The organism is Staphylococcus sp. AtDRG32, from assembly GCF_004365845.1.
Classification (GTDB): domain Bacteria; phylum Bacillota; class Bacilli; order Staphylococcales; family Staphylococcaceae; genus Staphylococcus; species Staphylococcus hominis.
This window is the reverse complement of record NZ_SODE01000001.1, coordinates 573,878-598,640: the sequence shown is the minus strand read 5'-3', so window position 1 is coordinate 598,640 and position 24,763 is coordinate 573,878. Positions and strand designations below refer to the sequence as shown.

24 protein-coding genes and 1 riboswitch are annotated in these 24,763 nt (G+C 31.7%); of the genes, 16 read left to right on the top strand and 8 right to left on the bottom strand.

The genetic code is table 11. The features are described from left to right. Positions 1-10 precede the first annotated feature (10 nt). Entirely contained in the window at positions 11-1,489 is a 1,479-nt protein-coding gene (gene purH / locus BDW25_RS02865) for a bifunctional phosphoribosylaminoimidazolecarboxamide formyltransferase/IMP cyclohydrolase (RefSeq protein ID WP_002448055.1), read from the top strand. Between the two features lie 35 nt (positions 1,490-1,524). Next, positions 1,525-2,763 (top strand): phosphoribosylamine--glycine ligase, encoded by a 1,239-nt coding sequence (gene purD, locus BDW25_RS02860; RefSeq protein ID WP_002448142.1) that lies wholly within the window; start codon positions 1,525-1,527, stop codon positions 2,761-2,763. Positions 2,764-2,912: 149 nt separating this feature from the next. On the opposite strand, the gene BDW25_RS02855 is transcribed toward purD, so the two are convergent. The 4 genes from BDW25_RS02855 to graF all read right to left on the bottom strand — a co-directional run bounded on the left by BDW25_RS02855 (position 2,913) and on the right by graF (position 6,284). Further along, complete coding sequence (locus tag BDW25_RS02855) at positions 2,913-3,722, bottom strand: energy-coupling factor transporter transmembrane component T family protein (protein WP_002448247.1); 810 nt, start codon at positions 3,720-3,722, stop codon at positions 2,913-2,915. Next, complete coding sequence (locus BDW25_RS02850) at positions 3,715-5,118, bottom strand: ABC transporter ATP-binding protein (RefSeq protein ID WP_002488357.1); 1,404 nt, start codon at positions 5,116-5,118, stop codon at positions 3,715-3,717. The genes BDW25_RS02855 and BDW25_RS02850 overlap by 8 nt, the downstream gene beginning before the upstream one ends. Positions 5,119-5,130: 12 nt before the next feature. Then, positions 5,131-5,706 (bottom strand): ECF transporter S component, encoded by a 576-nt coding sequence (locus BDW25_RS02845; RefSeq protein WP_002448226.1) that lies wholly within the window; start codon positions 5,704-5,706, stop codon positions 5,131-5,133. 92 nt (positions 5,707-5,798) lie between these two features. Then, positions 5,799-5,900, bottom strand: a riboswitch (TPP riboswitch). 264 nt (positions 5,901-6,164) lie between these two features. Beyond that, the gene (gene graF / locus BDW25_RS10945; RefSeq protein WP_002448238.1) at positions 6,165-6,284 is read right to left on the bottom strand and encodes a glycopeptide resistance-associated protein GraF; all 120 of its coding nucleotides are present in this window, start codon (positions 6,282-6,284) and stop codon (positions 6,165-6,167) included. 152 nt (positions 6,285-6,436) lie between these two features. On the opposite strand from graF, the gene auxA reads away from it, so the two are divergent. From auxA to ptsP, 5 genes are all read left to right on the top strand, one after another. Then, complete coding sequence (auxA, locus tag BDW25_RS02835; protein WP_002455501.1) at positions 6,437-7,732, top strand: lipoteichoic acid stability factor AuxA; 1,296 nt, start codon at positions 6,437-6,439, stop codon at positions 7,730-7,732. A gap of 153 nt (positions 7,733-7,885) precedes the next feature. Next, positions 7,886-9,058, top strand: coding sequence for a class I SAM-dependent rRNA methyltransferase (locus BDW25_RS02830; RefSeq protein WP_002448169.1), 1,173 nt, complete (start codon positions 7,886-7,888; stop codon positions 9,056-9,058). Positions 9,059-9,123: 65 nt separating this feature from the next. Continuing rightward, positions 9,124-9,666 carry a DUF697 domain-containing protein gene (locus tag BDW25_RS02825; protein ID WP_133944785.1) on the top strand — a complete coding sequence of 181 codons (543 nt, stop codon included), beginning with the start codon at positions 9,124-9,126 and terminating at the stop codon, positions 9,664-9,666. A 272-nt stretch (positions 9,667-9,938) separates the two neighbouring features. After that, complete coding sequence (locus tag BDW25_RS02820; RefSeq protein ID WP_002448249.1) at positions 9,939-10,205, top strand: phosphocarrier protein HPr; 267 nt, start codon at positions 9,939-9,941, stop codon at positions 10,203-10,205. Positions 10,206-10,207: 2 nt separating this feature from the next. Further along, a complete protein-coding gene (gene ptsP, locus BDW25_RS02815) occupies positions 10,208-11,923 on the top strand; it encodes a phosphoenolpyruvate--protein phosphotransferase (RefSeq protein WP_133944783.1) in 1,716 nt (571 codons plus the stop codon). Positions 11,924-11,974: 51 nt separating this feature from the next. On the opposite strand, the gene BDW25_RS02810 is transcribed toward ptsP, so the two are convergent. Continuing rightward, entirely contained in the window at positions 11,975-12,208 is a 234-nt protein-coding gene (locus BDW25_RS02810) for a glutaredoxin family protein (RefSeq protein ID WP_133944781.1), read from the bottom strand. A 195-nt stretch (positions 12,209-12,403) separates the two neighbouring features. Here BDW25_RS02810 and BDW25_RS02805 point away from each other — a divergent pair, with 195 nt between their 5' ends. The 3 genes from BDW25_RS02805 to BDW25_RS02795 all read left to right on the top strand — a co-directional run bounded on the left by BDW25_RS02805 (position 12,404) and on the right by BDW25_RS02795 (position 15,549). Then, positions 12,404-13,750: a cytochrome ubiquinol oxidase subunit I gene (locus tag BDW25_RS02805; protein WP_002448254.1), complete on the top strand. Its 1,347-nt coding sequence runs from the start codon at positions 12,404-12,406 to the stop codon at positions 13,748-13,750. Beyond that, positions 13,750-14,766 (top strand): cytochrome d ubiquinol oxidase subunit II, encoded by a 1,017-nt coding sequence (locus BDW25_RS02800; RefSeq protein ID WP_002448141.1) that lies wholly within the window; start codon positions 13,750-13,752, stop codon positions 14,764-14,766. The genes BDW25_RS02805 and BDW25_RS02800 overlap by 1 nt, the downstream gene beginning before the upstream one ends. Before the next feature lie 123 nt (positions 14,767-14,889). Beyond that, positions 14,890-15,549, top strand: coding sequence for a potassium channel family protein (locus BDW25_RS02795; RefSeq protein WP_002448135.1), 660 nt, complete (start codon positions 14,890-14,892; stop codon positions 15,547-15,549). A 38-nt stretch (positions 15,550-15,587) separates the two neighbouring features. Here the strand turns inward: BDW25_RS02795 and rnjA are convergent, their stop codons facing one another. The 3 genes from rnjA to def form a co-directional block, all read right to left on the bottom strand. Beyond that, the gene (gene rnjA / locus BDW25_RS02790) at positions 15,588-17,267 is read right to left on the bottom strand and encodes a ribonuclease J1 (RefSeq protein WP_133944779.1); all 1,680 of its coding nucleotides are present in this window, start codon (positions 17,265-17,267) and stop codon (positions 15,588-15,590) included. Further along, a complete protein-coding gene (locus tag BDW25_RS02785; RefSeq protein WP_002448185.1) occupies positions 17,267-17,485 on the bottom strand; it encodes a DNA-dependent RNA polymerase subunit epsilon in 219 nt (72 codons plus the stop codon). Before BDW25_RS02785 ends, rnjA begins: the two co-directional genes overlap by 1 nt. A gap of 356 nt (positions 17,486-17,841) precedes the next feature. Next, positions 17,842-18,393 carry a peptide deformylase gene (def, locus tag BDW25_RS02780; protein ID WP_002448106.1) on the bottom strand — a complete coding sequence of 184 codons (552 nt, stop codon included), beginning with the start codon at positions 18,391-18,393 and terminating at the stop codon, positions 17,842-17,844. Between the two features lie 134 nt (positions 18,394-18,527). On the opposite strand from def, the gene BDW25_RS02775 reads away from it, so the two are divergent. From BDW25_RS02775 to BDW25_RS02750, 6 genes are all read left to right on the top strand, one after another. Then, positions 18,528-19,157 (top strand): YkyA family protein, encoded by a 630-nt coding sequence (locus tag BDW25_RS02775; RefSeq protein WP_002448147.1) that lies wholly within the window; start codon positions 18,528-18,530, stop codon positions 19,155-19,157. 166 nt (positions 19,158-19,323) lie between these two features. Continuing rightward, entirely contained in the window at positions 19,324-20,436 is a 1,113-nt protein-coding gene (gene pdhA / locus BDW25_RS02770; protein WP_019835361.1) for a pyruvate dehydrogenase (acetyl-transferring) E1 component subunit alpha, read from the top strand. Between the two features lie 3 nt (positions 20,437-20,439). Continuing rightward, a complete protein-coding gene (locus tag BDW25_RS02765) occupies positions 20,440-21,417 on the top strand; it encodes an alpha-ketoacid dehydrogenase subunit beta (RefSeq protein ID WP_002448131.1) in 978 nt (325 codons plus the stop codon). Positions 21,418-21,625: 208 nt separating this feature from the next. Then, positions 21,626-22,930 (top strand): dihydrolipoamide acetyltransferase family protein, encoded by a 1,305-nt coding sequence (locus tag BDW25_RS02760; protein WP_019835362.1) that lies wholly within the window; start codon positions 21,626-21,628, stop codon positions 22,928-22,930. Between the two features lie 3 nt (positions 22,931-22,933). After that, positions 22,934-24,340 (top strand): dihydrolipoyl dehydrogenase, encoded by a 1,407-nt coding sequence (gene lpdA, locus BDW25_RS02755; protein WP_002455496.1) that lies wholly within the window; start codon positions 22,934-22,936, stop codon positions 24,338-24,340. Positions 24,341-24,483: 143 nt separating this feature from the next. After that, positions 24,484-24,756 carry a UPF0223 family protein gene (locus BDW25_RS02750; protein ID WP_002448248.1) on the top strand — a complete coding sequence of 91 codons (273 nt, stop codon included), beginning with the start codon at positions 24,484-24,486 and terminating at the stop codon, positions 24,754-24,756. The last annotated feature ends 7 nt before the right edge of the window (positions 24,757-24,763 follow it).

The window sequence follows — 24,763 nt, the reverse complement described above, 5'->3', positions numbered from 1 at the left end:
ATAGTTAATCATGAAAAAAGCAATTATTAGTGTTTCAAATAAAAGTGGAATTGTGGAATTTGCTAAATCATTAACGCAATTAGATTATGAATTGTATTCAACAGGCGGTACAAAACGTGCTTTAGAAGAAGCAAATGTAACTGTTAAATCTGTATCAGAGTTGACGCAATTCCCTGAAATTATGGATGGTCGCGTAAAAACGTTACATCCAGCAGTACACGGTGGTATTTTAGCAGATCGTAATAAACCTGAACATTTAGAACAATTATCAGAACAACACATTGATTTAATTGATATGGTTGTGGTCAACTTATATCCTTTCCAACAAACTGTAGCTAATCCAGATGTAACTGAAGATGATGCAATTGAAAATATCGATATTGGTGGTCCAACCATGTTACGTGCTGCAGCCAAAAATTTTAAACATGTAACAACTATTGTCCATCCATCTGATTATAATGAAGTCATTCAACGAATTAAGGAACATCGACTAGATGAATCATACCGTAAGTCATTAATGATTAAAGTATTTGAACATACAAATGAATATGATCATGCAATTGTAAGTTTCTTCAAAGGAGATAGTGAAGAATTAAGATATGGTGAGAATCCTCAACAATCAGCACGTTTTGTTCGTACTTCTAATAGTAAACATACTATTGCTGGTGCTAAACAACTGCATGGTAAGGCATTGAGTTTTAATAATATTAAAGATGCAGATTCAGCATTAGCATTAGTGAAAAAATTTAAAGAACCAGCTGCCGTTGCAGTTAAACATATGAATCCATGTGGTGTAGGTATTGGCACTGATATTGAAATCGCATTTAAAAATGCGTATGATGCAGATAATCAGTCTATCTTTGGGGGGATTATTGCACTAAATAGAACTGTTACCAAAGATTTAGCCGAAACGTTACACTCTATTTTCTTAGAAGTTGTCATTGCACCAAAATTTGATAAAGAAGCTTTAGATATTTTAACTCAAAAGAAAAATATTCGCTTATTAGAAATTGATATGACAATTGATAATCGTGAAGAAGAATTTGTTTCAGTCTCAGGTGGATATTTGGTTCAAGATAAAGATAATTATGAAGTGTCTAAAGAGGAAATGAAAGTTGTTACAGACGTTGAACCTACCGATGCTCAGTGGGAGGCAATGCTTCTAGGATGGAAAGTTATTCCATCAGTGAAAAGTAATGCGATCATTTTAAGTAATAATAAACAGACAGTTGGAATTGGTGCAGGACAAATGAATAGAGTAGGAGCAGCTAAGATTGCTTTAGAGCGCGCAATTGAAATAAATGACAATGTAGTAATGATTTCTGATGGATTCTTCCCAATGGATGATACTGTTGAACTTGCTGCAAAACATGGTATTAAAGCTATTATTCAACCAGGCGGTTCAATTAAAGACCAAGATTCGATTGATATGGCTAACAAACATGGTATTGCTATGGTTACTACTGGTATGCGTCATTTTAAACACTAATTTAAAATAATTGAGAGAATAGAGGGAGAAAAGAAATGAATGTTTTAGTTATAGGTGCAGGCGGTCGTGAACATGCATTAGTATCAAAATTACATCAGTCGCCACTTATTGAAAAACTTTATGCTATTCCTGGAAATGATGCAATGACTCATTTAGCCGAAGTACACACTGAAATTGCTGAAACTGATCATGAGGCTATTTTACAATTTGTCCAACAACATCACATAGAATGGGTGATTATTGGTCCAGAACAACCATTGATAGATGGTTTATCTAATAAATTGAGAGACAATCATGTTAAAGTTTTTGGTCCTAACAAAGAAGCAGCCCAAATTGAAGGTTCTAAATCTTTTGCTAAAAGGTTAATGGAAAAATATGATATTCCAACTGCTGATTATAAAGAAATAGACAATAAAACTGAGGCACTTAATTATGTAAATGAATGCGAATTACCTATTGTAGTCAAAAAGGATGGGCTAGCTGCTGGTAAAGGCGTAATTATTGCTAATACACGAGATGAAGCAATTGAAGCGGTAGAAGTGCTATATCCACAAGAAGATGGAAAAGTTGTCTTTGAACAATTTCTTGAAGGAGAAGAATTTTCATTAATGACATTTATTAATGGGGATTATGCAGTTCCTTTTGACTGTATTGCTCAAGATCATAAACGTGCCTATGATAATGATGAAGGTCCTAATACTGGTGGGATGGGCGCTTATTGTCCTGTTCCCCATATTTCAAATGACGTTTTAGAGCGTACAAACAAAGATATTGCTCAACCAATTGCTAGAGCGTTAAAAGAAGAGGGTTATGACTATTTTGGTTTACTTTATATAGGTGCAATTTTAACTAAAGAAGGTCCTAAAGTTATTGAATTTAATGCACGATTTGGTGATCCAGAAGCGCAAGTATTGTTAAGTCGTCTAGAAAGTGACTTGATGGCACAAATTGTTGCTCTAGACCGTAAAGAACCTATTCGTTTTCAATGGATTGACGATTATGTGGTAGGAGTAATGCTTGCTTCGAAAGGCTATCCTGGGTCATATGAGAAAGGTGCAGAGGTTTCAGGCTTTGAAGTAAATAACCATTATTTCGTTAGTGGTTTGAAAAAAGAAAATGATACATTTCTTACATCTGGCGGACGAGTTGTATTAGCCATTGGAAAAGGAAAAACTATTCAACAAGCACAAAAAGATGCTTATGGAAATGTAGAAAAAATTAAGAGTGATCAACTATTTTATCGTAAAGATATTGGAAATAAAGCGCTCAAATAAACTAAAAATAATAGCCCATAGATGACATTCATCTATGGGTATTTTATAATGCTAGGGCTTAATATACTAGCAAGATGAATTTACTGTGTTTTTGAAACTGCTTTTATCTTTGAACTCAATCTTTACTTTAGTTTGTCTTATGTTATATATTACTCTAACATTTCTGAAACACGAGCATCTTTAATACCAGTGATTGGAAAATATTGAGATAAATAAAAAGCAATAATAAGTAAAGCAATTGTCATACCAATAAAAAGAATATCTTTGTATGAGAAAGGTGCTTTATAATAATAGGTACGTGGGCCATCTTTAAATCCTTTTGATTCCATAGCTACTGATAATTGATGTGCACGACGTATGTTTTGGCTTAAGACTGGAATAAGTAAGTGTTTTATACGTTTAAATCCACGATAATTGGAAGCATCAATCATTTGGTAACGCATTTTTAAAGAACGTCTTAATTGGATAAATGATGTGAAAATAAGTGGTACCATACGAATAGCAGCCATAAATGCATAAGCGATTTTAGGTTTTACTTTTAAATGTTGCATTAAACTATAGAAAATCATTACAATTTGTGATGTTAATGCAATCAACACACCAAACATTGAAACTGTAATTGTTCTTAAAGATAAGTGAAGACCTCTTACAATGCTCTCAGTACTAATATGAATAATTCCCCATTCAAATAACATATGTGTACCATCACCATATAAAATCATGAATAATGATGATAGCAAGGCAAAGAGAATGGTTGCTGATAAAAATGCAGCAATGACTTTAAAAGCTGTACCATTAAAAGATAATAAAAATATAAACATCAATAAAGTAATATAAATCATATAATCAAAATTATGCACAAAAATGATAAAAATAAATAATAAAACTCCAAGAATTAATTTCGTAATAATGTTTACATCATCTACAAGTGTATGACGCTTTTTCCAACGTTCAAACATTTGATTCACCTGCCATTTCTAAAAGCTTATGATTTTCTACGACAAGTCGACGTGTTGGATAACGATGAATAATTTCAGGGTCATGCGTCACCATTACGATAGTTTGTCCTTGTTTTACACGTTCTTCAAACAGCTTAATCAATTGAAATGTATTATGACTATCAAGTCCAAATGTTGGCTCATCTAATAAAACAATTTCAGCTTTTGAACTTAAAGCAGTTGCTACGCTCAATCGGCGTTTCTGACCTGTAGATATTTCAAAAGGATGATGATGTTTAACTTTTTCTAAATGTAAAAGTTTCAAAAGATGTTCAGTTTCTTCTTTCGATTTTGCTTTATCAAGATGATTATAATGAATATTAATTTCGTCATAAACTGAATTAGTAATAAACTGAAGTTCAGGATTTTGGTATACAAGATACATATTTTGAGCAGCATCTTTAATTTTCTTCAGTAATCGGTTCTCATAAAACATTGTACCGTTGTATTTCACTAATTGCATCATAGATTCAAGTAAAGTAGTTTTGCCAGCTCCATTTTTTCCAGTAATTGTAATCCATTCTCCAGGATGAATATTTAGTTCTGGAACTTCAAATAGTGTATTTTTACTGCGAATTATTTGTCCGTTTTGAAATTTAAAAAGTGTTTTAGAAGTCTGTGGTGTTAAATCTGTTCGTATAGGTGCATAATCCCATGCATGAGGGTGCCATACGCCAAATTCAGTAAGTAACGATTCACAATGTTTGAGTATGTATTCAGGTGTATTATCAGCTATAATTTCTCCATCATAGTTCATTAATATGACTCGATCTACATGATGCCAAATATGTTCCACTTTATGTTCTACAATTAATACCGTTTGATCAGTCCATAATTGAATGAGTCGTTGCCATAAGTCAGCAGTTGCTTGTACATCTAACATAGCTGTAGGTTCATCTAAAAAGAGTGTATCAGCTTTCTGTAAAATGGTTTCGACGATAGCAAGTTTTTGTTTCATGCCACCACTTAAATTATTTACGAAAGTTGAATTATCTACATCTAAATCTACTGACGCAAGTGCTTTTTTAATTTGTTCATCCATGTCTTCTCTTGGCACTTGTTGATTTTCTAAGACGAAAGCTAATTCTTCGTAAACTTTTGGCATACAAAATTGTGTATCTGGGTCTTGAAAAATAACCCCTGAATTAGGGTCAATGTCTAGTTCATCATATTTCATCGGTAATTCTATAAGATTAGGAACAATACCACTCAGTACATTAAGTAATGTGCTTTTACCAGATCCTGAAGGACCTAGTAAAAGCACTTTTTCTTTATCTTTAATTTCTATATTTAGATTATCGAAAATTTTTCGATCACCATTTGGATATTTTAGACGTAAATTTTTGACTTTTAACACAATCATTTCCCCTTATAAGTTGTCGTAATCTTTTTGAGAGGCAGGACGGAATAATTTAGTTACTCCAGTTTGATCTAAGGCTTTTACAATTAAATAAGAGAGTATACCAGACAGTACAATACCACTAATAGCACGGAAAATGATGAAAAGTAGTAAGTTCCAACCCGCAACTTCGTTTAGATAGCCATAAAAATAATCTACAGGGAAAGATACTAATGCTGTTACTAAACCAGCTAACATTGCTACCATTAAAGAACGTGATTTGTATTTAAAGATAGCAAACACAACTTCACATGCTAGACCTTGTAAAATTGCATATACTATAGTAGGAATATCAAATTTCCCCATAACAATAGTTTCACCTGCACCAGCAGCAAATTCAGCAATTAATGCAATACCTGGTTTAGGAATAATTAAGTAAGCTACAATAGCAGCCATAAACCAAATACCGTATGTAAGTTGTTCTAGATGTATACCAGCTACTTGAGCTAAATTATATGGCAACCACCATAAGTTATAAATGATTGCAAAAATAACAGCAATCAGCACAGTAACTAGAATTTCTGAAAGCTTTAAACCTTTAGACATAAAATAGTTCCTCCTAAAAAAACGCACAACCCTTCGTAGAAAAGTTGTGCGTAAATTTAAATAAAAATGCTATTGATTATTAAAAACATGATTTATTTAAGTTAACACTTTCCTACGCTAGTATTTAACTAGATCAGGTTCAAAGGGTTTGAGGTTAAGCCTCATCTCAGTGCTATACACCCCTAGTGCATTTATATTTTATTTATTTTAAATGTATGACTTTTAATAGTAGATGTCAAGATGCTTTTAATCTATATTTAATTAAAAATAAATTATAATTAAACAGTTTACATATTTAATAAGTGAAATGTAATTAGTTCTAAAAATAATTGAATAAAAGTAGGACAATTTATTTCCAACTCAGTCATCGATAGCCAATATATTAAAAATACCTGAGACAACTTGTATGTCTCAGGCTTATTCATTAATTACTATTAATGATGACATAAATAAGAAAATTAGTCTAATGTATTTTGAACGTCTTGTTTAGTTTGTTCAATATCATCAGTTTTTTCTTCTTTTTGTTCTTTTAATTTTTCTTCATATTCTTTTGCTTTTTTTGCATCTTCATGTGTCATAGGACAACTCTCCTTTTTCATAAATTACTTTACAAAATTAATATACCCAATTAATAAAAGGATAAACTTAATCTCAGTCTAGAGAAGTATTTTATTTTTTATTAAAGACAAGAATAGAAAGTTCATATATAATTAATTTTGAGGTGAACTGTATGTCTTTTCTTAAGAAACACGCCGAGATTATCTATAGTTACTTGATCGGTATCGTTTCACTCTTCACAGGTCTCATTATCTTGATCAATTTGCCTTTAATTCATAAACTAAAAAATAAAGATAAAATTGACTTAAAAATACATAATATATGGGACTTTCTTAATGCATTTTTTAGTGAAATAATTAGAGTGATGAGTAGATTCATAGGCAACTTTCCAGTTGTAAGTGCAGTCATAATTATTCTATTTGGTATTCTAGTCATATTGATTGGATATACGTTATTTAGAACAACCAAATACGATTACGACATCTCAATTTTCTTTTTAGTCATTGGTATTTTATACTTCCTCATTACAATTACATTGATGACTCAAGTATATGGTTTTTGGGCAATTATATTCGTTATTCCATTTGTGATTCATACAGGATATATCGTTTATAAAGATGAATTGTATCAAGAAAATAGAAAAGTTCATTATTTATGGATTATTATTTCATATGGAATAAGTTACTTGATTACTCAAATGTCATTGTATGGCAAAATCGATGCAAATGAGATTGAGCCTATTGATATTTTAAGTGTAAATACATTCTTCATCATTATGTGGTTATTAGCTCAAGCGGCAATTTGGAATTTCTTATTCTTACGCCGTGCGTTACCTTTAACAAAAGAAGAATTAGGGGAAGAAGAGCCTGAATTATCAAGAACTCAAAAAGGAAACGTTTCGACTCAATCAAAAGTTCATTTTAAACAACTTCAAGATAAAACATCAGAATATGCACATAAGACAAGAAGAAGTGTAGATTTAGATAAAATTAGATCTAAACGCGATAAATTTAAAAGTAAATTTAAAAATATTGTAGATATAGAAGAAGATGATATTCCTAAGTGGATGAGACGTCCTAAATGGATTAAACCAGCATATGTGGAAATTTTCTGTGGGTTTATCTTATTCTTATTTACATTTATAGAATTTAATAACAGAAATGCTCTATTTGTATCTGGAGAATGGGAATTATCACAAACTCAATACGTGATTGAATGGATTACATTGTTAATATTACTCTTTATTATTATCATTTACATTGCTACGACATTTACTCATTTTTTAAGAGGCAAATTTTACTATTTACAGTTGTTTATGATTAGTATTCTATTTTTCAAATTGCTTACTGAATTTATTAATATAATGATTCATGGTCTATTACTTTCAATATTTATAACACCTACATTAATTATTATGTTAATACCTGTAATTATAGCATTTTCGTTGCAATTAAAAGAAAAACCATAATCTGAGTAAGGGAGTGGAATAGAATTCATTTTTGAATTCATTGTTCCACTTCTTTTTTTAATTTAATATTTAGGTGAAGAATTTTAAATTTGTTAAAATAGTAGAGTAAATCACAACAGATTCGTTAAAAAAATTAAAATAGGAGAAATTAAAATGAAAATAGCAACTTTAAATAAAGGCAAAGAAACTAAATATTTAAATCAATATCCTTTAGTTGAAGAAGAAGATATTTTTCAACATGATCATTTAAAAGAAGGTGACTTGTTTAATATAGTTACTGAAAATAACCAATACATAGCAACAGCTTATGTAGGACGTCAACATAAAGGCTTAGGATGGGTAATCACATATAGCCAAGAAGAAGATATCAATATTACTTTCTTTGAAAATTTATTTAAAAAAGCGCTAGAAGAAAGAGAGTATTACTACAATATAGAAGGAACTAATGCTTTTAGACTATTTAATGCTGAGGGAGATGGCGTTGGAGGCTTAACTATTGATAATTATAATGGACATTTACTTATTCAATGGTATTCAAAAGGAATTTACAAGTTTCGTTATATAATTATTGAAGCAATAAAAAAAGTATTTAAATTTGAATCTGTTTTTGAAAAAATGCGCTTTAAAGATACGGAGTATACAGGGGGACATGTACTTGGAAAAACTCCAGAATTTCCAATAGTTATTGAAGAAAATTTTACATTTTACAATGTTGATTTAAACGATGGATTGATGACAGGAATATTTTTAGATCAAAAAGAAGTTCGTAAAAAATTACGTGATTATTTTGCCGAAAATAGAAGTGTTTTAAATCTATTTAGTTATACGGGCGCGTTTTCAGTAGTAGCATCTAAAAATGCTAAAGTTACAACAAGTGTAGATTTAGCTAATCGTTCTCGTACATTAACCGAAGAAAATTTTGGGTTAAATGGTGTAGATCCTAAAAGTCAATATATCTATGTTATGGATACATTTGATTTTTATAATTATGCAGCACGTCATGGAAAACAATATGACACAATAGTTATTGATCCGCCTAGTTTTGCGCGTAATAAAAAGAAAACTTTTTCAGTACAAAAAAATTATGATGATTTAATTAATGGTGCTTTAGATGTTTTAGCACCAGATGGTACATTGTTGCTATGTACAAATTCAAGTGCTTTTTCTTTAAAAGCATTTAAAAATGTAATTAAGAAAACATTGGAACAAGCTAACGTAGAATATGAAATAGAAGAAGTCATGGGATTACCAAAAGACTTTAAAACACATCCACATTATAAACCTTCTAAATATTTAAAAGCTGTATTCATAAATATTAAGCATTAAAGTACTGAAATAGGGTATTACATGTATGTTGAAAATATTATGAAAAACGAAAGGTGAGTTAGTAAATGGGGATTATTCATAAAATTACAAATGGAGTTACTGATAAAGTTGGTAAAAAAGTCTTAGATATAGAAGAAATTAACGAAAAAGATATCTTACCTAAAAACGAAGAAGAAATTGCACAACGCAGAGAAAAAGCTAAAGCAGTCGTTAAGAAAAAATCTTTATTATCTTCAGGGATGAGTGTTGTGCCAATTCCAGGATTAGACTTTGGTGTAGATATCAAATTGATGAAAGATATTATTGAAGATATTAATAAAATTTACGGTCTTGATCAAAAACAAGTCAATTCTCTTGGTGAAGATGTTAAAGAACGTATTTTATCAGCAGCAGCAATTCAAGGTAGTTCAATGATTGGTGAAAAAGTAACTAGTGGTGCTTTGAAATTAATTATTAGAGATGTTGCTAAGCGTACAGCAGCAAAACAAACAAAATGGTTCCCAGTAGTGGGGCAAGCTGTTTCAGCTTCAATTAGTTACTACTTTATGAATAAATTAGGTCAAGATCATATAAAAAAATGTGAAAAAGTTTTACGTGATATTATTTAATTTTTTAAAAATGTAGTATAATAAAAGCGAAGAAATTTATATATAATATTAGAAAATTGACTGACATAAAGCTATACCTATTATAAGTAATCAAACTTTGTTTGATTACTTATATAATGATTGCTACTTTGCTAACATAAGTGTATTTTTCTATAATAATTCAATTATATAAGAATTGAATTCAGTTATATATTTTGGTAGTGTTAGGGTATAAATTTTTATGTTAGATAATAAGAAATTTAATTTTCTAACTTACGGAGGAGAAATAGATTATGGAACAAAAATCATATGTAATTGTTGACGAAACTGGAATTCATGCACGTCCAGCTACAATGCTAGTGCAAACAGCATCTAAATTTGATTCAGATATTCAATTAGAATATAACGGTAAAAAAGTCAATTTAAAATCAATTATGGGCGTTATGAGTTTAGGTGTAGGTAAAGATGCTGAAATCACTATCTATGCTGATGGAAGCGATGAACAAGACGCAATTCAAGCGATCAGTGAAGTTTTATCAAAAGAAGGTTTAACAGAGTAATTATGTCTAAATTAATTAAAGGTATTGCAGCTTCTGATGGAGTTGCAATTGCCAAAGCATATTTACTGGTAGAACCTGATTTATCATTTACGAATGAGAACATTACTGATACTGATGCTGAAATTAAAAAGTTCAGAAATGCTTTAGAAGCTTCCAAAATTGAATTAACAAAAATTAGAAATAATGCTGAAAAATCATTAGGTGCAGATAAAGCTGCTATTTTTGATGCACATTTACTTGTACTTGATGACCCAGAATTAATTCAGCCAATTGAAGATAAAATTGAGAATGAGAAAGTAAATGCTCCAGAAGCATTAAATGAAGTTACGACTCAATTTATTACTATTTTTGAATCTATGGATAATGAATATATGAGAGAACGTGCAGCAGATATTCGTGACGTTTCTAAGCGTGTACTTGCTCATCTTTTAGGTGTGGAGTTACCAAATCCTAGTATGATTGATGAAAGTGTAGTTATTATAGGAAACGATTTAACACCATCTGATACTGCACAATTAAACAAAGAGTTTGTTCAAGGTTTTGTTACAAATATTGGTGGCCGTACAAGTCATTCTGCAATTATGAGCCGTTCATTAGAAATTGCAGCCGTGGTGGGTACTAAATCGATTACTCATGAAGTAAAACAAGGAGATATGGTTATTGTTGACGGTATTACTGGTGACGTTATCATCGATCCAACTGAAGATGAATTCATTGCTTATCAAAATAAACGTGAGCGTTTCTTTGAAGATAAAAAAGAATTACAAAAACTTCGTGATGCTGAAACTGTAACTGTTGACGGTGAACATGCAGAATTAGCTGCTAATATTGGTACACCTGATGATTTATATGGTGTTATGGAAAATGGCGCTGAAGGAATTGGTCTTTATAGAACAGAATTTTTATATATGGGTAGAGATCAAATGCCAACTGAAGACGAACAATTTGAAGCGTATAAAAAAGTTTTAGAAACTATGAAAGATAAACGCGTTGTTGTACGTACTTTAGATATTGGTGGAGATAAAGAATTACCATATTTAAATTTACCTAATGAAATGAATCCGTTCTTAGGTTATCGTGCAATTCGTTTGTGCTTAGATCAACAAGACATCTTCAGAACACAATTACGTGCGTTATTACGTGCATCTGCTTATGGTAAATTAAATATTATGTTCCCAATGGTAGCTACTATTAAAGAGTTTAGAGATGCTAAAGCTATTCTTTTAGAAGAAAAAGATAAATTAACTAGCGAAGGACAAGAAGTTGCTGATGATATCGAAGTAGGTATCATGGTAGAGATTCCTTCTACTGCTGCGTTAGCTGATATCTTTGCTAAAGAAGTAGATTTCTTTAGTATAGGAACTAATGACTTAATTCAATATACTATGGCAGCTGATCGTATGTCTGAACGTGTTTCATATTTATATCAACCATATAATCCAGCAATTTTACGTTTAGTTAAACAGGTCATTGAAGCTTCTCATAAAGAAGGTAAATGGACTGGTATGTGTGGTGAAATGGCTGGCGATGAAACAGCAATTCCATTATTATTAGGTTTAGGATTAGATGAATTCTCTATGAGTGCAACCTCTATTCTTAAAGCTAGAAGACAAATTAATGGTTTAAGTAAAAACGAAATGACAGAATTAGCAAATCGTGCCATTAATTGTGCAACACAAGATGAAGTTAAAGAACTTGTTCACCACATTTCTAAATAATATTAAAAATACCTGAGACAACTTATGATGTCTCAGGTTCTTTTTTATATACTACAGTTGGATATCAAATATTTTGTTAATTTTTTCTAAATCTACATGATACATAGGCTCCTCATTTAATAAGATAAATGGTGTAGAGAATGCATCATATTCTAACATTTCCTTACGATAAGAAGGATACTTAATATTTTTTTCAATAAAATTAATATGATGTTCCGTTAAATAATTTTTTAAAAAATTACAAGGTGGACAATCATCTTGTGTATAGATAATTATTTTAGACATAAATCATATTCTCCTTTTAATTATACTTTTCTTACTATATATAAGGTAATTAAAAAATGCAAATTGTGAATTTTATGTGAATTCCATTTAAATTCTCTATTAAAAAGTAAACAAAAAAATTTTAGTTACTAATGTTTAGGTATATAATTTAAATCTATAGGCTTTAATTTTAAATTATAGAAAAGGTGGTTAAGTATGAATTCTGTCGAAATTAGTCGTTTTTTGACAGGGATGACATTAGGCGTTCATATTATTTTTGCTACTATTGGAGTAGGAATGCCATTAATGTTTGCAATCGCAGAGTTTTTAGGGATCAAAAAGAAAGATCCTAAATATATAGCATTAGCAAAACGTTGGTCAAAAGGGTATACGATTACAGTTGCAGTTGGAGTTGTAACTGGAACAATTATTGGATTACAACTTTCACTTGTTTGGCCTACGTTTATGAAAATGGGTGGCCATGTTATCGCGCTTCCTCTTTTTATGGAAACATTTGCTTTCTTCTTTGAAGCAATCTTTTTAAGTATTTATCTATATACATGGAATCGTTTTAAAAATCAATGGATACATTTTTTAATTAGTTTACCTGTTATTATTGGTGGTTCATTCTCAGCGTTCTTTATTACTTCAGTGAACTCATTTATGAATACTCCAGCAGGTTTTGAAATGAAAAAAGGCAAAATGGTTAATGTTCAACCATTTGAAGCAATGTTCAATTCTTCATTTTTAGTTAGAGCATTTCATGTTGTTGCAACAGCTGGTATGACGATGGCGTTTATTTTGGCAGCAATCGCTGCATTTAAATTATTGAAAAATAAATATAGTGAAGATGCGCCATATCATAAAAAAGCGTTAAAAATGACTATGATTCTTGGATTTATTCAAACATTATTATCAATGTTAGCTGGAGATTTGTCTGCTAAGTTTCTTCATAAAGTACAACCAGAAAAACTAGCCGCCTACGAGTGGCATTTTGATACACATTCTAAAGCAGATTTAGTATTTTTTGGTGTCTTAAATGAAAAAACACAAGAAGTTTCAGGAGCCATAAAAATTCCTGGATTACTGAGCTTTTTAGCTGATAATAATATTAATACTAAAGTAAAAGGTTTAAATGAATTTCCTAAAAATGATTTACCTCCATTAATCGTTCATTATTTCTTTGATTTAATGGTATCGATGGGAATCTTTTGTTTTATCGTATCAGGCATTTTCATATTAGCATTAATGATAAAAAAACTACGTCCTATTATAACTAAAAAAGTAATGCTTTATGCAGTACTTTTAACAGGACCTGCTTCAATGCTTGCTATAGAGTTTGGTTGGTTCTTAACTGAAATGGGACGTCAACCATGGATTGTTAGAGGTTACATGCGTGTTAGCCAAGCTGCTACACAGGCAGGAGGAATTACGTTAGTAACAATTCTATTCGGTTTACTTTATTTTGTACTTCTCTTTACATCTGCCTATGTATTATTGAGAATGTTTAGAAATAAACCAGCTCGCGAGGATATTGATAAAGTGATTGGAGGTCAAGAATAATGGATTATACTGGCATAGGTATTACAGTATTATGGACTTTCCTATTTTTTTATATTATCGTAGCGTCTATTGATTTTGGTGCTGGATTTTTAACTTTGCATACAAAATTAACGGGAGAAGAAAAAAAGATTAATCATCTTATAGAAAGATATTTAAATCCTGTATGGGAAGTAACAAATGTATTTTTTGTATTTTTCTTTGTAGGTTTTGTAGGATTTTTCCCAGATTCAGCTCTTTATTTAGGGACAGTGTTATTAGTTCCTGGTTCAATCGCTTTAATTCTTATTTCTATTAGAAGTAGTTTTTATGCTTTTGAACATTATGGACAAGATAATAAACTGCCCTGGATATTTTTATATGGTATTACTGGACTTTTAATACCCGCAGCACTCGCAACTGTATTGACTATCTCAGAAGGTGGATACATTAATGAACAAGGCAATCATTTTGATTTGGATTGGGTACAGTTACTATTAAGTCCTTTCGCATGGTCAGTTGTATTTTTAGCAATTGTAAGTGTATTATATATATCATCAGGATTTTTAACATATTATGCTTCTAAAGCAAAAGATAAAGTAGCTTATAAATTTATGCGTCAATGGTTTATGTTCTGGGGTCCACCGATGATTATTATTTCATTATTTGTATTCTTATCATTAAGAATACAAAACTCTAATCACTTTTATAATGCAATTACGCATTATTGGTGGATGTTTGCAATTAGTTTTATTTTCTTCTTAATTGCAGGAATTTTAAATATGATTAAAAAGTATCATGGTTTAGCATTTATTATGGTAATTTTACAAATGGCTTTCGCTTTTTACGGATACGGTATGAGTAAGTTACCTTATATTCTTTATCCATATATTAAAATTTCAGATTCAGGTGTAAACTCATCAATGGGCTTAGCATTAACAATCGTCTTTATTTTAGGTTTACTTTTATTACTTCCATCGTTAATATTGTTATTGAGATTATTCGTTTTCGATAAACAATATGTGGAAGGTAAAAAGTAATTTAAATTAAGAGAGGAGCTAAAATGAGAGTAATTTATATTTATAGAACTTTGAATAAGTTTCTAGTATATAAATGAACTTATCATTTTAGCTCTTATTTTTTAGATAGGAGTTCCAGAAGTCATGGAGAAAGAGTATGTAGTGATAGGATTAGGTCGTTTTGGAGGAAGTATTGTAAGAGAGCTAAATGCTTTAGATATGGATGTTATGGCTATTGATAGAGATGAAGCTCGAGTAAATGAATATAGTGAAATTGCGACACATGCTGTTGTAGCTGACACTACAGATGAAGCGGTAATGAAAAGTTTAGGTATACGAAATTTTGACCATGTCATTGTGGCAATAGGTGAGAATATTCAATCTAGTACATTAACAACTTTAATATTGAAAGAATTAGGTGTTAAAAAAGTTACGGCCAAAGCACAAAACGATTATCATGCAAAGATTTTGAATAAAATTGGTGCTGATACTGTGGTACATCCAGAAAGAGATATGGGTCGTCGTATTGCACATAATGTAGCAAGTGCAAGTGTACTAGACTACCTTGAACTCGCAGATGAGCATTCATTAGTAGAGTTAAAAGTAAGTGAAAAATTGACTGGTCAAACAATCAGAGATTTAGATATTCGAGCACAATTCGGTATTAATATTATTGCAATAAAAAGAGGACGAGAAATCATTGTGTCACCAGATCCAAACATGAATATTGAAATTGGAGATATTATGATAATGATCGGCCACGATAATGATTTAAATCGTTTTGAGAAAAAAATAGTAAGATAGTAAAACACACGGTATTTCTTAAGAAATACCGTGTGTGTTTATTCTTCATTTACTTTCATAATTACTGGTAAAATCATTGGACGACGAGCTGTTTTTTCATATAAATACGGCTGTAACGTTTCAATGATTGAAGATTTAATTTGATGCCATTGAATATCATCATTTGAATTTAGTTTTGAAATAACATCCGTTTTAATTTTTCGTTGTGCATCATAAATTAATTGGCCAGATTCACGCATGTAAACAAAACCACGTGAAATAATATCTGGACCTGAAAGAAGTTTATTTGTATTAAAATCAATACTTACTACAACAATAACCAATCCTTCTTCAGATAATAATTTACGATCCCGAATGACAACATTACCAATATCACCGATGCCACTTCCATCAACTAATACATTACCAGATGGAATTCGACCAGCTTTACGCGCAGAATCGTGTGTTAAAGCTAACACATCACCAATATCAAAAATAAAGACATTTTCTTCTTTAACACCACAATCAATACCTGTTTGACCATGAGCTTTTAGCATACGATATTCACCATGAATAGGTAAGAAGTATTTAGGTTGAATTAAACGAAGCATTAACTGCTGGTCGCCTTGGGAACCATGTCCTGATGTATGAATGTTAGAAATCTTACTGTGAATAACATCAGCACCAGCTTTATATAATGCGTTAATTGTACGATTGATACTTTTAGTATTCCCTGGAATAGGAGAAGAACTGAATACTACAGTATCATCAGGTATAATTTTAATTTGTTTGTGTGTACCATTAGCGATACGTGAAAGTGCAGCCATTGGTTCACCTTGAGAGCCAGTGCATAAAATAAGTAACTCGTGTTTAGGAATATTATTAATTTTGTTAGGCTCAACAAATGTTTCTGGGGGTGCTTTGATATAACCCAGCTCCATACCAATCTTAATATTATTTTCCATTGAACGGCCAAAAGTTACAATTTTACGATTATATTTAATTGCTGCTTCCACCGCTTGTTGGACACGATAGATGTTTGATGCAAAGGTTGCGAAAATAATACGACCTTTACAGTTACGGAAAATTTTATCGACATTTTGTCCAACTTCACGTTCACTTAATGTGAAATCAGGAACTAGCGCATTCGTAGAGTCAGATAACAAGCATAATACGCCTTCTTTACCAAGCTCTGCCATTTTGGCGATATTAGCAGGCGCACCAACAGGTGTAAAATCAAATTTGAAGTCACCAGTATGGACAATTTTACCTTCAGGTGTGTCAATAACAACACCATATGCTTCTGGGATACTATGCGTAGTTAAGTAAAAAGAAATTTCAAAATGTTTAGATTTTATAACACTATCTTCTGTAATTTCATTTAAACTAGCATTACGCAGTAAATTGTGTTCTTCTAATTTATTGCGTATTAAACCTAAAGCTAAAGGGCCACCATAAATAGGCACATTAATTTGCTTTAATAGGTAGGGCACACCACCTATATGGTCTTCATGTCCATGAGTAATAAATAAACCAACAATTTTATCTTGATTTTGTTCTAAGTAGGTATAATCAGGAATAACGTAGTCTATACCTAATAAATTATCATCAGGGAACTTAATTCCAGCATCGATGATAACAATTTCATCTTTATACTCCACAGCATAAGTGTTTTTACCAACCTCACCTAAGCCGCCTAGAGCATATACACCTACTTCATTAGAATGTAATTGTTTCATTATTGAGCGTTCTCCACATTAAAGTGATCAGAATGTTCTTTTTCATATTCTAAATGTGCGCCCTCTAATTTAGTAATAAATTCGATATTATAATTGCGATCTTTTAAATAACGTCTTACTTGTTCTTCAGTTTCACCTTCAACATAAATTGTATTTGTGTTCTCACGAACAATTACTTCGTCTTTATTATGTTGAAAAAATACTTTAAATACTGCCATGATATATATTTCCTCCTAAATAAATGTTTATTTATTGTCTTATGAGCACAAGTAGAAAATAAATAAAATATACATGTTTATTTATTTTCACATCTAACGTGAATGCTACATAACAGGCATTTTAAATTTTTAATATAAACTAATATTTATTTTACTGTGCTTAAAGGCAAATCATACATGTCGTTCATTTTTTGAAAGATAGTAATTTACTATGATTTCAGTTAATTTTTATTTTACCTTATGTATCAGAATAAATAAAGCAGTTTATATGTAGTAAAAGTAGGAGGAAATTGAATAAAAAAAGAAAAACCTAACACATTTATTACAATAATGTAAAAATGCATTAGGCTTGAATATTAAACTTCAACTGAGTCTGGTAATGGAGTAAGAGGATGATCTTTATCGATATAATCGTAGAACATAATACCATTTAAATGATCAATTTCATGTTGAAATACAATTGCTGGATAACCTTTTAAACGTAATTTAACTTCATTACCATCAATATCATAAGCTTTAATTGTTGTTCTATAATGACGATGAACTAAACCAGGTATATTTTCATCTACACTTAAACAACCCTCACCAGTAGGTAAATAAGCGTGTTGAACACTATGACTAATTACTTTAGGATTGACCAACATATAGTCGTAAGATTTACCTTCCCCATCGTCAGGTAAATACACAGCTATCATTTTTTTTGAAATATTAATTTGTGGTGCAGCTAAACCTACTCCAGAGCGTAGACCATATTTTTTAGCAATTTCATCATCTTGACTATTAATTAAAAATTCACGCATATCACGCAAAGTATTTTTGTCTTCTTCAGAAAGAGGTAAATTCACGTCTTTTGCTTTTTCGCGTAACGTAGGATGTCCATCTCTAATAATATCTTTCATTGTTAACATGTTATACACCTTCCTTATATAATATAAAATATAACAGATAATATACATTTACGTACATTATATAGTTTCATTTGATTTATAAACTATCTTTATATAATATTACAATCGAAACACTATGAGGAGGAATGACATTAATGAAATTACGTAAAACCATAGTTGTTGCAGCTGCCTCTACACTTTTATTAGCTGGTTGTACAACTGATAAAAAAGAGGTAAAAGCTTATGACGATAATGTTCAAAAAGCATTTGATAAAGAACAATCTATAAATGAGGTTAGTAAAAAACTAAATTCACTTGAAGAAAAGAAACAAGGTTTGTATAAAAAAGCAAATAGTAATGACAGTAATACACGTAGTAAAGCAGCTGACGATGTACTTGATAATATTGATAAACGAGAAAAAACCTTTGATAAGGAAGTTTCAATTTTAAAAAATTCCGAAAAGCAATTTAAAAAAGGCGATTCTCATATTAACGATATTAAAAATGATAATAAAAGAAAAGAAGTTAAACAACTTGATGATGCTATAAAAAACAAATATAAAACACATGACGACTATGCTAAGGCTTATAGAAATGTATTAAGTAAAGAAAAAGATTTATTTGAATTAGTCAAACAAGATGGAGTAACGCAATCTCAAGTAGACGAAAAAAACAATGCGCTTAATAAAGCTCAAGAAAACTTTAAGAAAAAATTCCAGGCTTATGCTAAGGCAATGAATACAGTTAATAAAGAAAAACAAGACGTCGATCATTTAATCTCTTAACATCACTAATACAGTGTTAATTGTTACATTGATACAGTTTCTCAGACTGTATCTTTTTTTAGTAATACAGAACTTTATGAAAATGTTTAACAGTCTAAAATAATTGTGGTACACTATGAGTGGATAAAATGAATTTCTATTATATGGGAAAGGTATGGTGAATTGAATGGCTCCTAAGTTACAAGCCCAATTCGATGCAGTAAAAGTATTAAATGATACTCAGTCGAAATTTGAAATGGTTCAAATTTTGGACGTAGATGGTAATGTCGTAAATGAAGACTTAGTACCTGATTTAACTGATGAACAATTAGTAGAATTAATGGAAAGAATGGTGTGGACACGTATTCTTGACCAACGTTCTATTTCTTTAAATAGACAAGGTCGTTTAGGTTTCTATGCTCCAACAGCAGGACAAGAAGCATCTCAATTAGCATCTCAATATGCTTTAGAAAAAGAAGACTTCATTTTACCTGGTTACCGTGATGTACCACAACTTATTTGGCACGGTTTACCGTTAACTGATGCTTTCTTATTCTCAAGAGGTCACTTTAAAGGTAACCAATTCCCTGAAGGCGTAAACGCATTCAGTCCACAAATCATTATCGGTGCACAATATATCCAAACAGCTGGTGTGGCATTCGGTATTAAAAAACGTGGTAAAAAAGCAGTTGCTATCACTTACACTGGTGATGGTGGTTCTTCACAAGGTGATTTCTACGAAGGTATTAACTTTGCTTCTGCTTATAAAGCACCAGCAATCTTTGTTATCCAAAACAATAACTATGCTATTTCTACTCCACGTAGTAAACAAACAGCTGCTACTACATTAGCTCAAAAAGCAATTGCAGTAGGTATCCCTGGTATCCAAGTTGATGGTATGGATGCATTAGCTGTATATCAAGCTACTAAAGAAGCTCGTGATCGCGCAATTAATGGTGAAGGTCCAACATTAATCGAAACTATGACTTATCGTTATGGTCCACATACAATGGCTGGAGATGATCCAACTCGTTACAGAACTTCAGATGAAGATGCAGATTGGGAGAAAAAAGACCCGTTAGTTCGTTTCAGAAAATTCTTAGAAAATAAAGGATTATGGAGCGAAGAGAAAGAAAACGAAGTTATTGAACGTGCTAAAGACGACATCAAGAAAGCAATTAAAGAGGCTGACAATACTCCAAAACAAACTGTTCTTGATTTAATGGATATCATGTATGAAGATATGCCTCAAAATTTAGCTGAACAATATGAAATTTACAAAGAGAAGGAGTCGAAATAAGCCATGGCACAAATGACAATGGTTCAAGCGATTAACAATGCGCTTAAAACTGAATTGCAAAATGACGAAAACGTTTTAATTTTCGGTGAAGACGTTGGTGTTAACGGCGGTGTATTCCGTGTTACTGAAGGTTTACAAAAAGAATTCGGTGAAGACCGTGTATTCGACACACCATTAGCTGAATCTGGTATTGGTGGTTTAGCTCTTGGTTTAACTGTAGAAGGTTTCCGTCCTGTAATGGAAATTCAATTCTTAGGATTCGTATTTGAAGTGTTTGACGAAGTTGCTGGTCAAATCGCTCGTACGCGTTTCCGTTCAGGTGGTTCTAAAACTGCTCCTGTAACAATTCGTACACCATTTGGTGGTGGGGTACACACTCCAGAATTACACGCAGATAACTTAGAAGGTATTTTAGCTCAATCACCAGGTATTAAAGTAGTTATTCCATCTGGTCCTTATGATGCTAAAGGTTTATTACTTTCATCAATTAGATCAAACGATCCAGTTGTATATTTAGAGCATATGAAATTATATCGCTCATTCCGTGAAGAAGTTCCTGAAGAAGAATATACAATTGAAATTGGTAAAGCAAATGTCAAAAAAGAAGGTAATGACATTACATTAATTGCATACGGTGCAATGGTACAAGAATCTGAAAAAGCTGCAGAAGAACTTGAAAAAGAAGGTTACTCTGTAGAAGTTATCGATTTACGTACAGTTCAACCAATCGATATTGATACATTAGTTGCATCAGTTGAAAAAACTGGTCGTGCAGTAGTTGTTCAAGAAGCTCAACGTCAAGCTGGTGTTGGTGCTACTGTAGCAGCTGAATTAGCTGAACGTGCTATTCTTTCATTAGAAGCTCCAATTGCACGTGTTGCTGCTGCTGATACTGTATATCCATTTACTCAAGCTGAAAATGTTTGGTTACCAAATAAAAATGATATTATTGAACAAGCTAAAGCTACTTTAGAATTCTAATAGTATATACAAAACAGCAAGCTATATATGAATTTATATATTTAAAATAGGTACTTTCTATTTATTTTATGTATATATAATTAATTGTAAACTAGAGACGTAGGACAAAATGATAAAGTGTTGACAGGCATGACATATTATTCTGTCCTTCCTCTATGTTATAAATTTATTTAAATAATAAATATTTAAATCTTAGGAGGATAAGAACGTGGCATTTGAATTTAGACTACCCGACATTGGTGAAGGTATCCACGAAGGTGAAATCGTTAAGTGGTTTGTTTCAGCCGGAGATACAATTGAAGAGGATGACGTATTAGCAGAGGTTCAAAATGATAAATCTGTAGTAGAAATCCCATCTCCTGTAAGCGGTACAGTTGAAGAAGTAGTAGTTGAAGAAGGCACTGTAGCAGTTGTAGGTGATGTCATTGTTAAAATTGACGCACCAGATGCAGAAGAAATGCAATTTAAAGGTCATAATGATGACGATGCTTCATCTAAAGAAGAAGAACCTGCAAAAGAAGAAGCTAAAACTGAAGAAACTCCAGCAGCTTCAACATCACAAGATGAAAAAGTAGACGAAAACAGACGAATTAAAGCAATGCCATCTGTACGTAAATATGCACGTGAAAAAGGCGTGAACATTAAAGCAGTTTCTGGTTCAGGTAAAAATGGACGTATTACTAAAGAAGACATCGATAACCACTTAAATGGTGGCGGTGCTCAAGCAGCAACAGCTTCAAATGAAAGTGCAGCTGCTTCAACATCAGAAGATACTTCTGCAGTTCAAACTCAATCAGTACCTGAAGGAGACTTCCCTGAAACTACAGAAAAAATCCCTGCTATGCGTAAAGCAATTGCTAAAGCAATGGTTAACTCAAAACACACTGCTCCACACGTAACATTAATGGATGAAATTGATGTTCAAGACTTATGGGATCACCGTAAAAAATTCAAAGAAGTTGCAGCTGAACAAGGTATTAAATTAACATTCTTACCATATGTTGTTAAAGCGCTTGTTTCTGCACTTAAAAAATACCCAGCACTAAATACGTCATTTAATGAAGAAGCTGGTGAAATTGTACACAAACATTACTGGAATATCGGTATTGCTGCAGATACTGAAAGAGGTTTATTAGTACCTGTAGTTAAAAATGCAGATCGTAAATCTATTTTCCAAATCTCAGATGAAATCAATGAATTAGCTGTTAAAGCTCGTGATGGTAAATTAACATCTCAAGAAATGAGCGGTGCTACATGTACAATTAGTAACATCGGTTCAGCTGGTGGACAATGGTTCACTCCAGTTATCAATCACCCAGAAGTAGCTATTTTAGGTATTGGACGTATTGCTCAAAAACCTATTGTTAAAGATGGTGAAATTGTAGCAGCTCCAGTATTAGCATTATCATTAAGCTTTGACCACAGACAAATTGATGGTGCAACTGGTCAAAATGCTATGAATCATATCAAACGCTTATTAAATAATCCAGAATTATTATTAATGGAGGGGTAAAACATGGTAGTTGGAGATTTCCCAATTGAAACAGATACTATTGTAATCGGAGCAGGTCCTGGTGGATATGTTGCTGCAATTCGTGCAGCTCAATTAGGACAAAAAGTTACTATTGTTGAAAAAGGTGACTTAGGTGGTGTGTGCTTAAACGTTGGATGTATTCCATCAAAAGCGTTATTACATGCTTCTCATCGTTTCGTAGAAGCTCAACACTCTGAAAATTTAGGGATTATTGCTGAAAGCGTATCACTTAAATTTGATAAAGTTCAAGAATTTAAACAATCAGTTGTTAATAAATTAACTGGCGGTGTTGAAGGTTTATTAAAAGGTAATAAAGTTGACATCGTTCGTGGTGAAGCTTATTTCGTAGATGAAAATAGTTTACGTGTTATGGATGAGAAAAGTGCTCAAACGTATAACTTCAAAAATGCTATTATTGCAACTGGTTCAAGACCAATTGAAATTCCTAATTTTGAATTTGGTAAACGCGTTATCGATTCAACAGGCGCTTTAAACTTACAAGAAGTTCCTGGTAAATTAGTAGTTGTCGGTGGCGGTTATATTGGTTCAGAACTTGGTACTGCCTTTGCTAACTTCGGTTCTGAAGTTACAATTTTAGAAGGAGCTAAAGAAATTCTTGGCGGTTTCGAAAAACAAATGGTTCAACCTGTTAAAAAAGGTATGAAAGAAAAAGGCGTTGAAATTATCACTGAAGCTATGGCTAAAAACGCTGAAGAAACTGAAAACGGTGTTAAAGTTACTTACGAAGCTAAAGGTGAAGAAAAAACAATTGAAGCTGATTATGTATTAGTAACTGTAGGTCGTCGTCCAAATACAGACGAATTAGGCTTAGAAGAATTAGGTCTTAAATTTGCTGATCGTGGATTATTAGAAGTAGACAAACAAAGTCGTACTTCTATTAAAAACATCTACGCAATTGGTGATATCGTACCTGGTTTACCACTTGCACACAAAGCAAGTTATGAAGGTAAAGTAGCTGCAGAAGTAATCTCAGGTCAAGCATCAGAAGTTGATTACATTGGTATGCCTGCTGTATGCTTCACTGAACCAGAATTAGCTCAAGTTGGCTATACTGAAGCTCAAGCTAAAGAAGAAGGTTTAGATTTCAAAGCATCTAAATTCCCTTATGCTGCTAACGGACGTGCTTTATCATTAGATGATACAACTGGTTTCGTTAAATTAATTACATTAAAAGAAGATGACACAGTTATTGGTGCTCAAGTAGCAGGTAATGGTGCTTCTGATATTATTTCTGAATTAGGTTTAGCTATCGAAGCAGGCATGAATGCTGAAGATATCGCATTAACTGTTCATGCTCACCCAACATTAGGTGAAATGACTATGGAAGTTGCTGAAAAAGCTATTGGATTACCAATCCATACTATGTAATTTCCTTTTGAAATAATTGAGAATTAAATCGACGTATTTAATTGAAATAATTGAAATAACCATTTACGGTGGGACTATGATTTTATAAGGAATCTAGTTCCACCTTTTTTTATAGAATTAAGTTTATATTTTGGAGGGTAACTATGGAATATCAATATCCACTCGATTTAGATTGGTCTAATGAGGAAATGGTTGATGTTATCAAATTTTTTAATCAAATTGAAAACTATTATGAAAAGTCTATAATAGGTACTGAACTAATGGAACAATATAAAAAATTTAAACAAATTGTGCCAGGAAAAGCTGAAGAAAAACAAATTTTTAAAGAATTTGAAGAAAAAAGTGGCTATAATAGCTATAAAGTAATCCAAGAAGTTAAAAAACATCCTGATCAAGAAAATTTTAGTAAACATTAAGATCTCT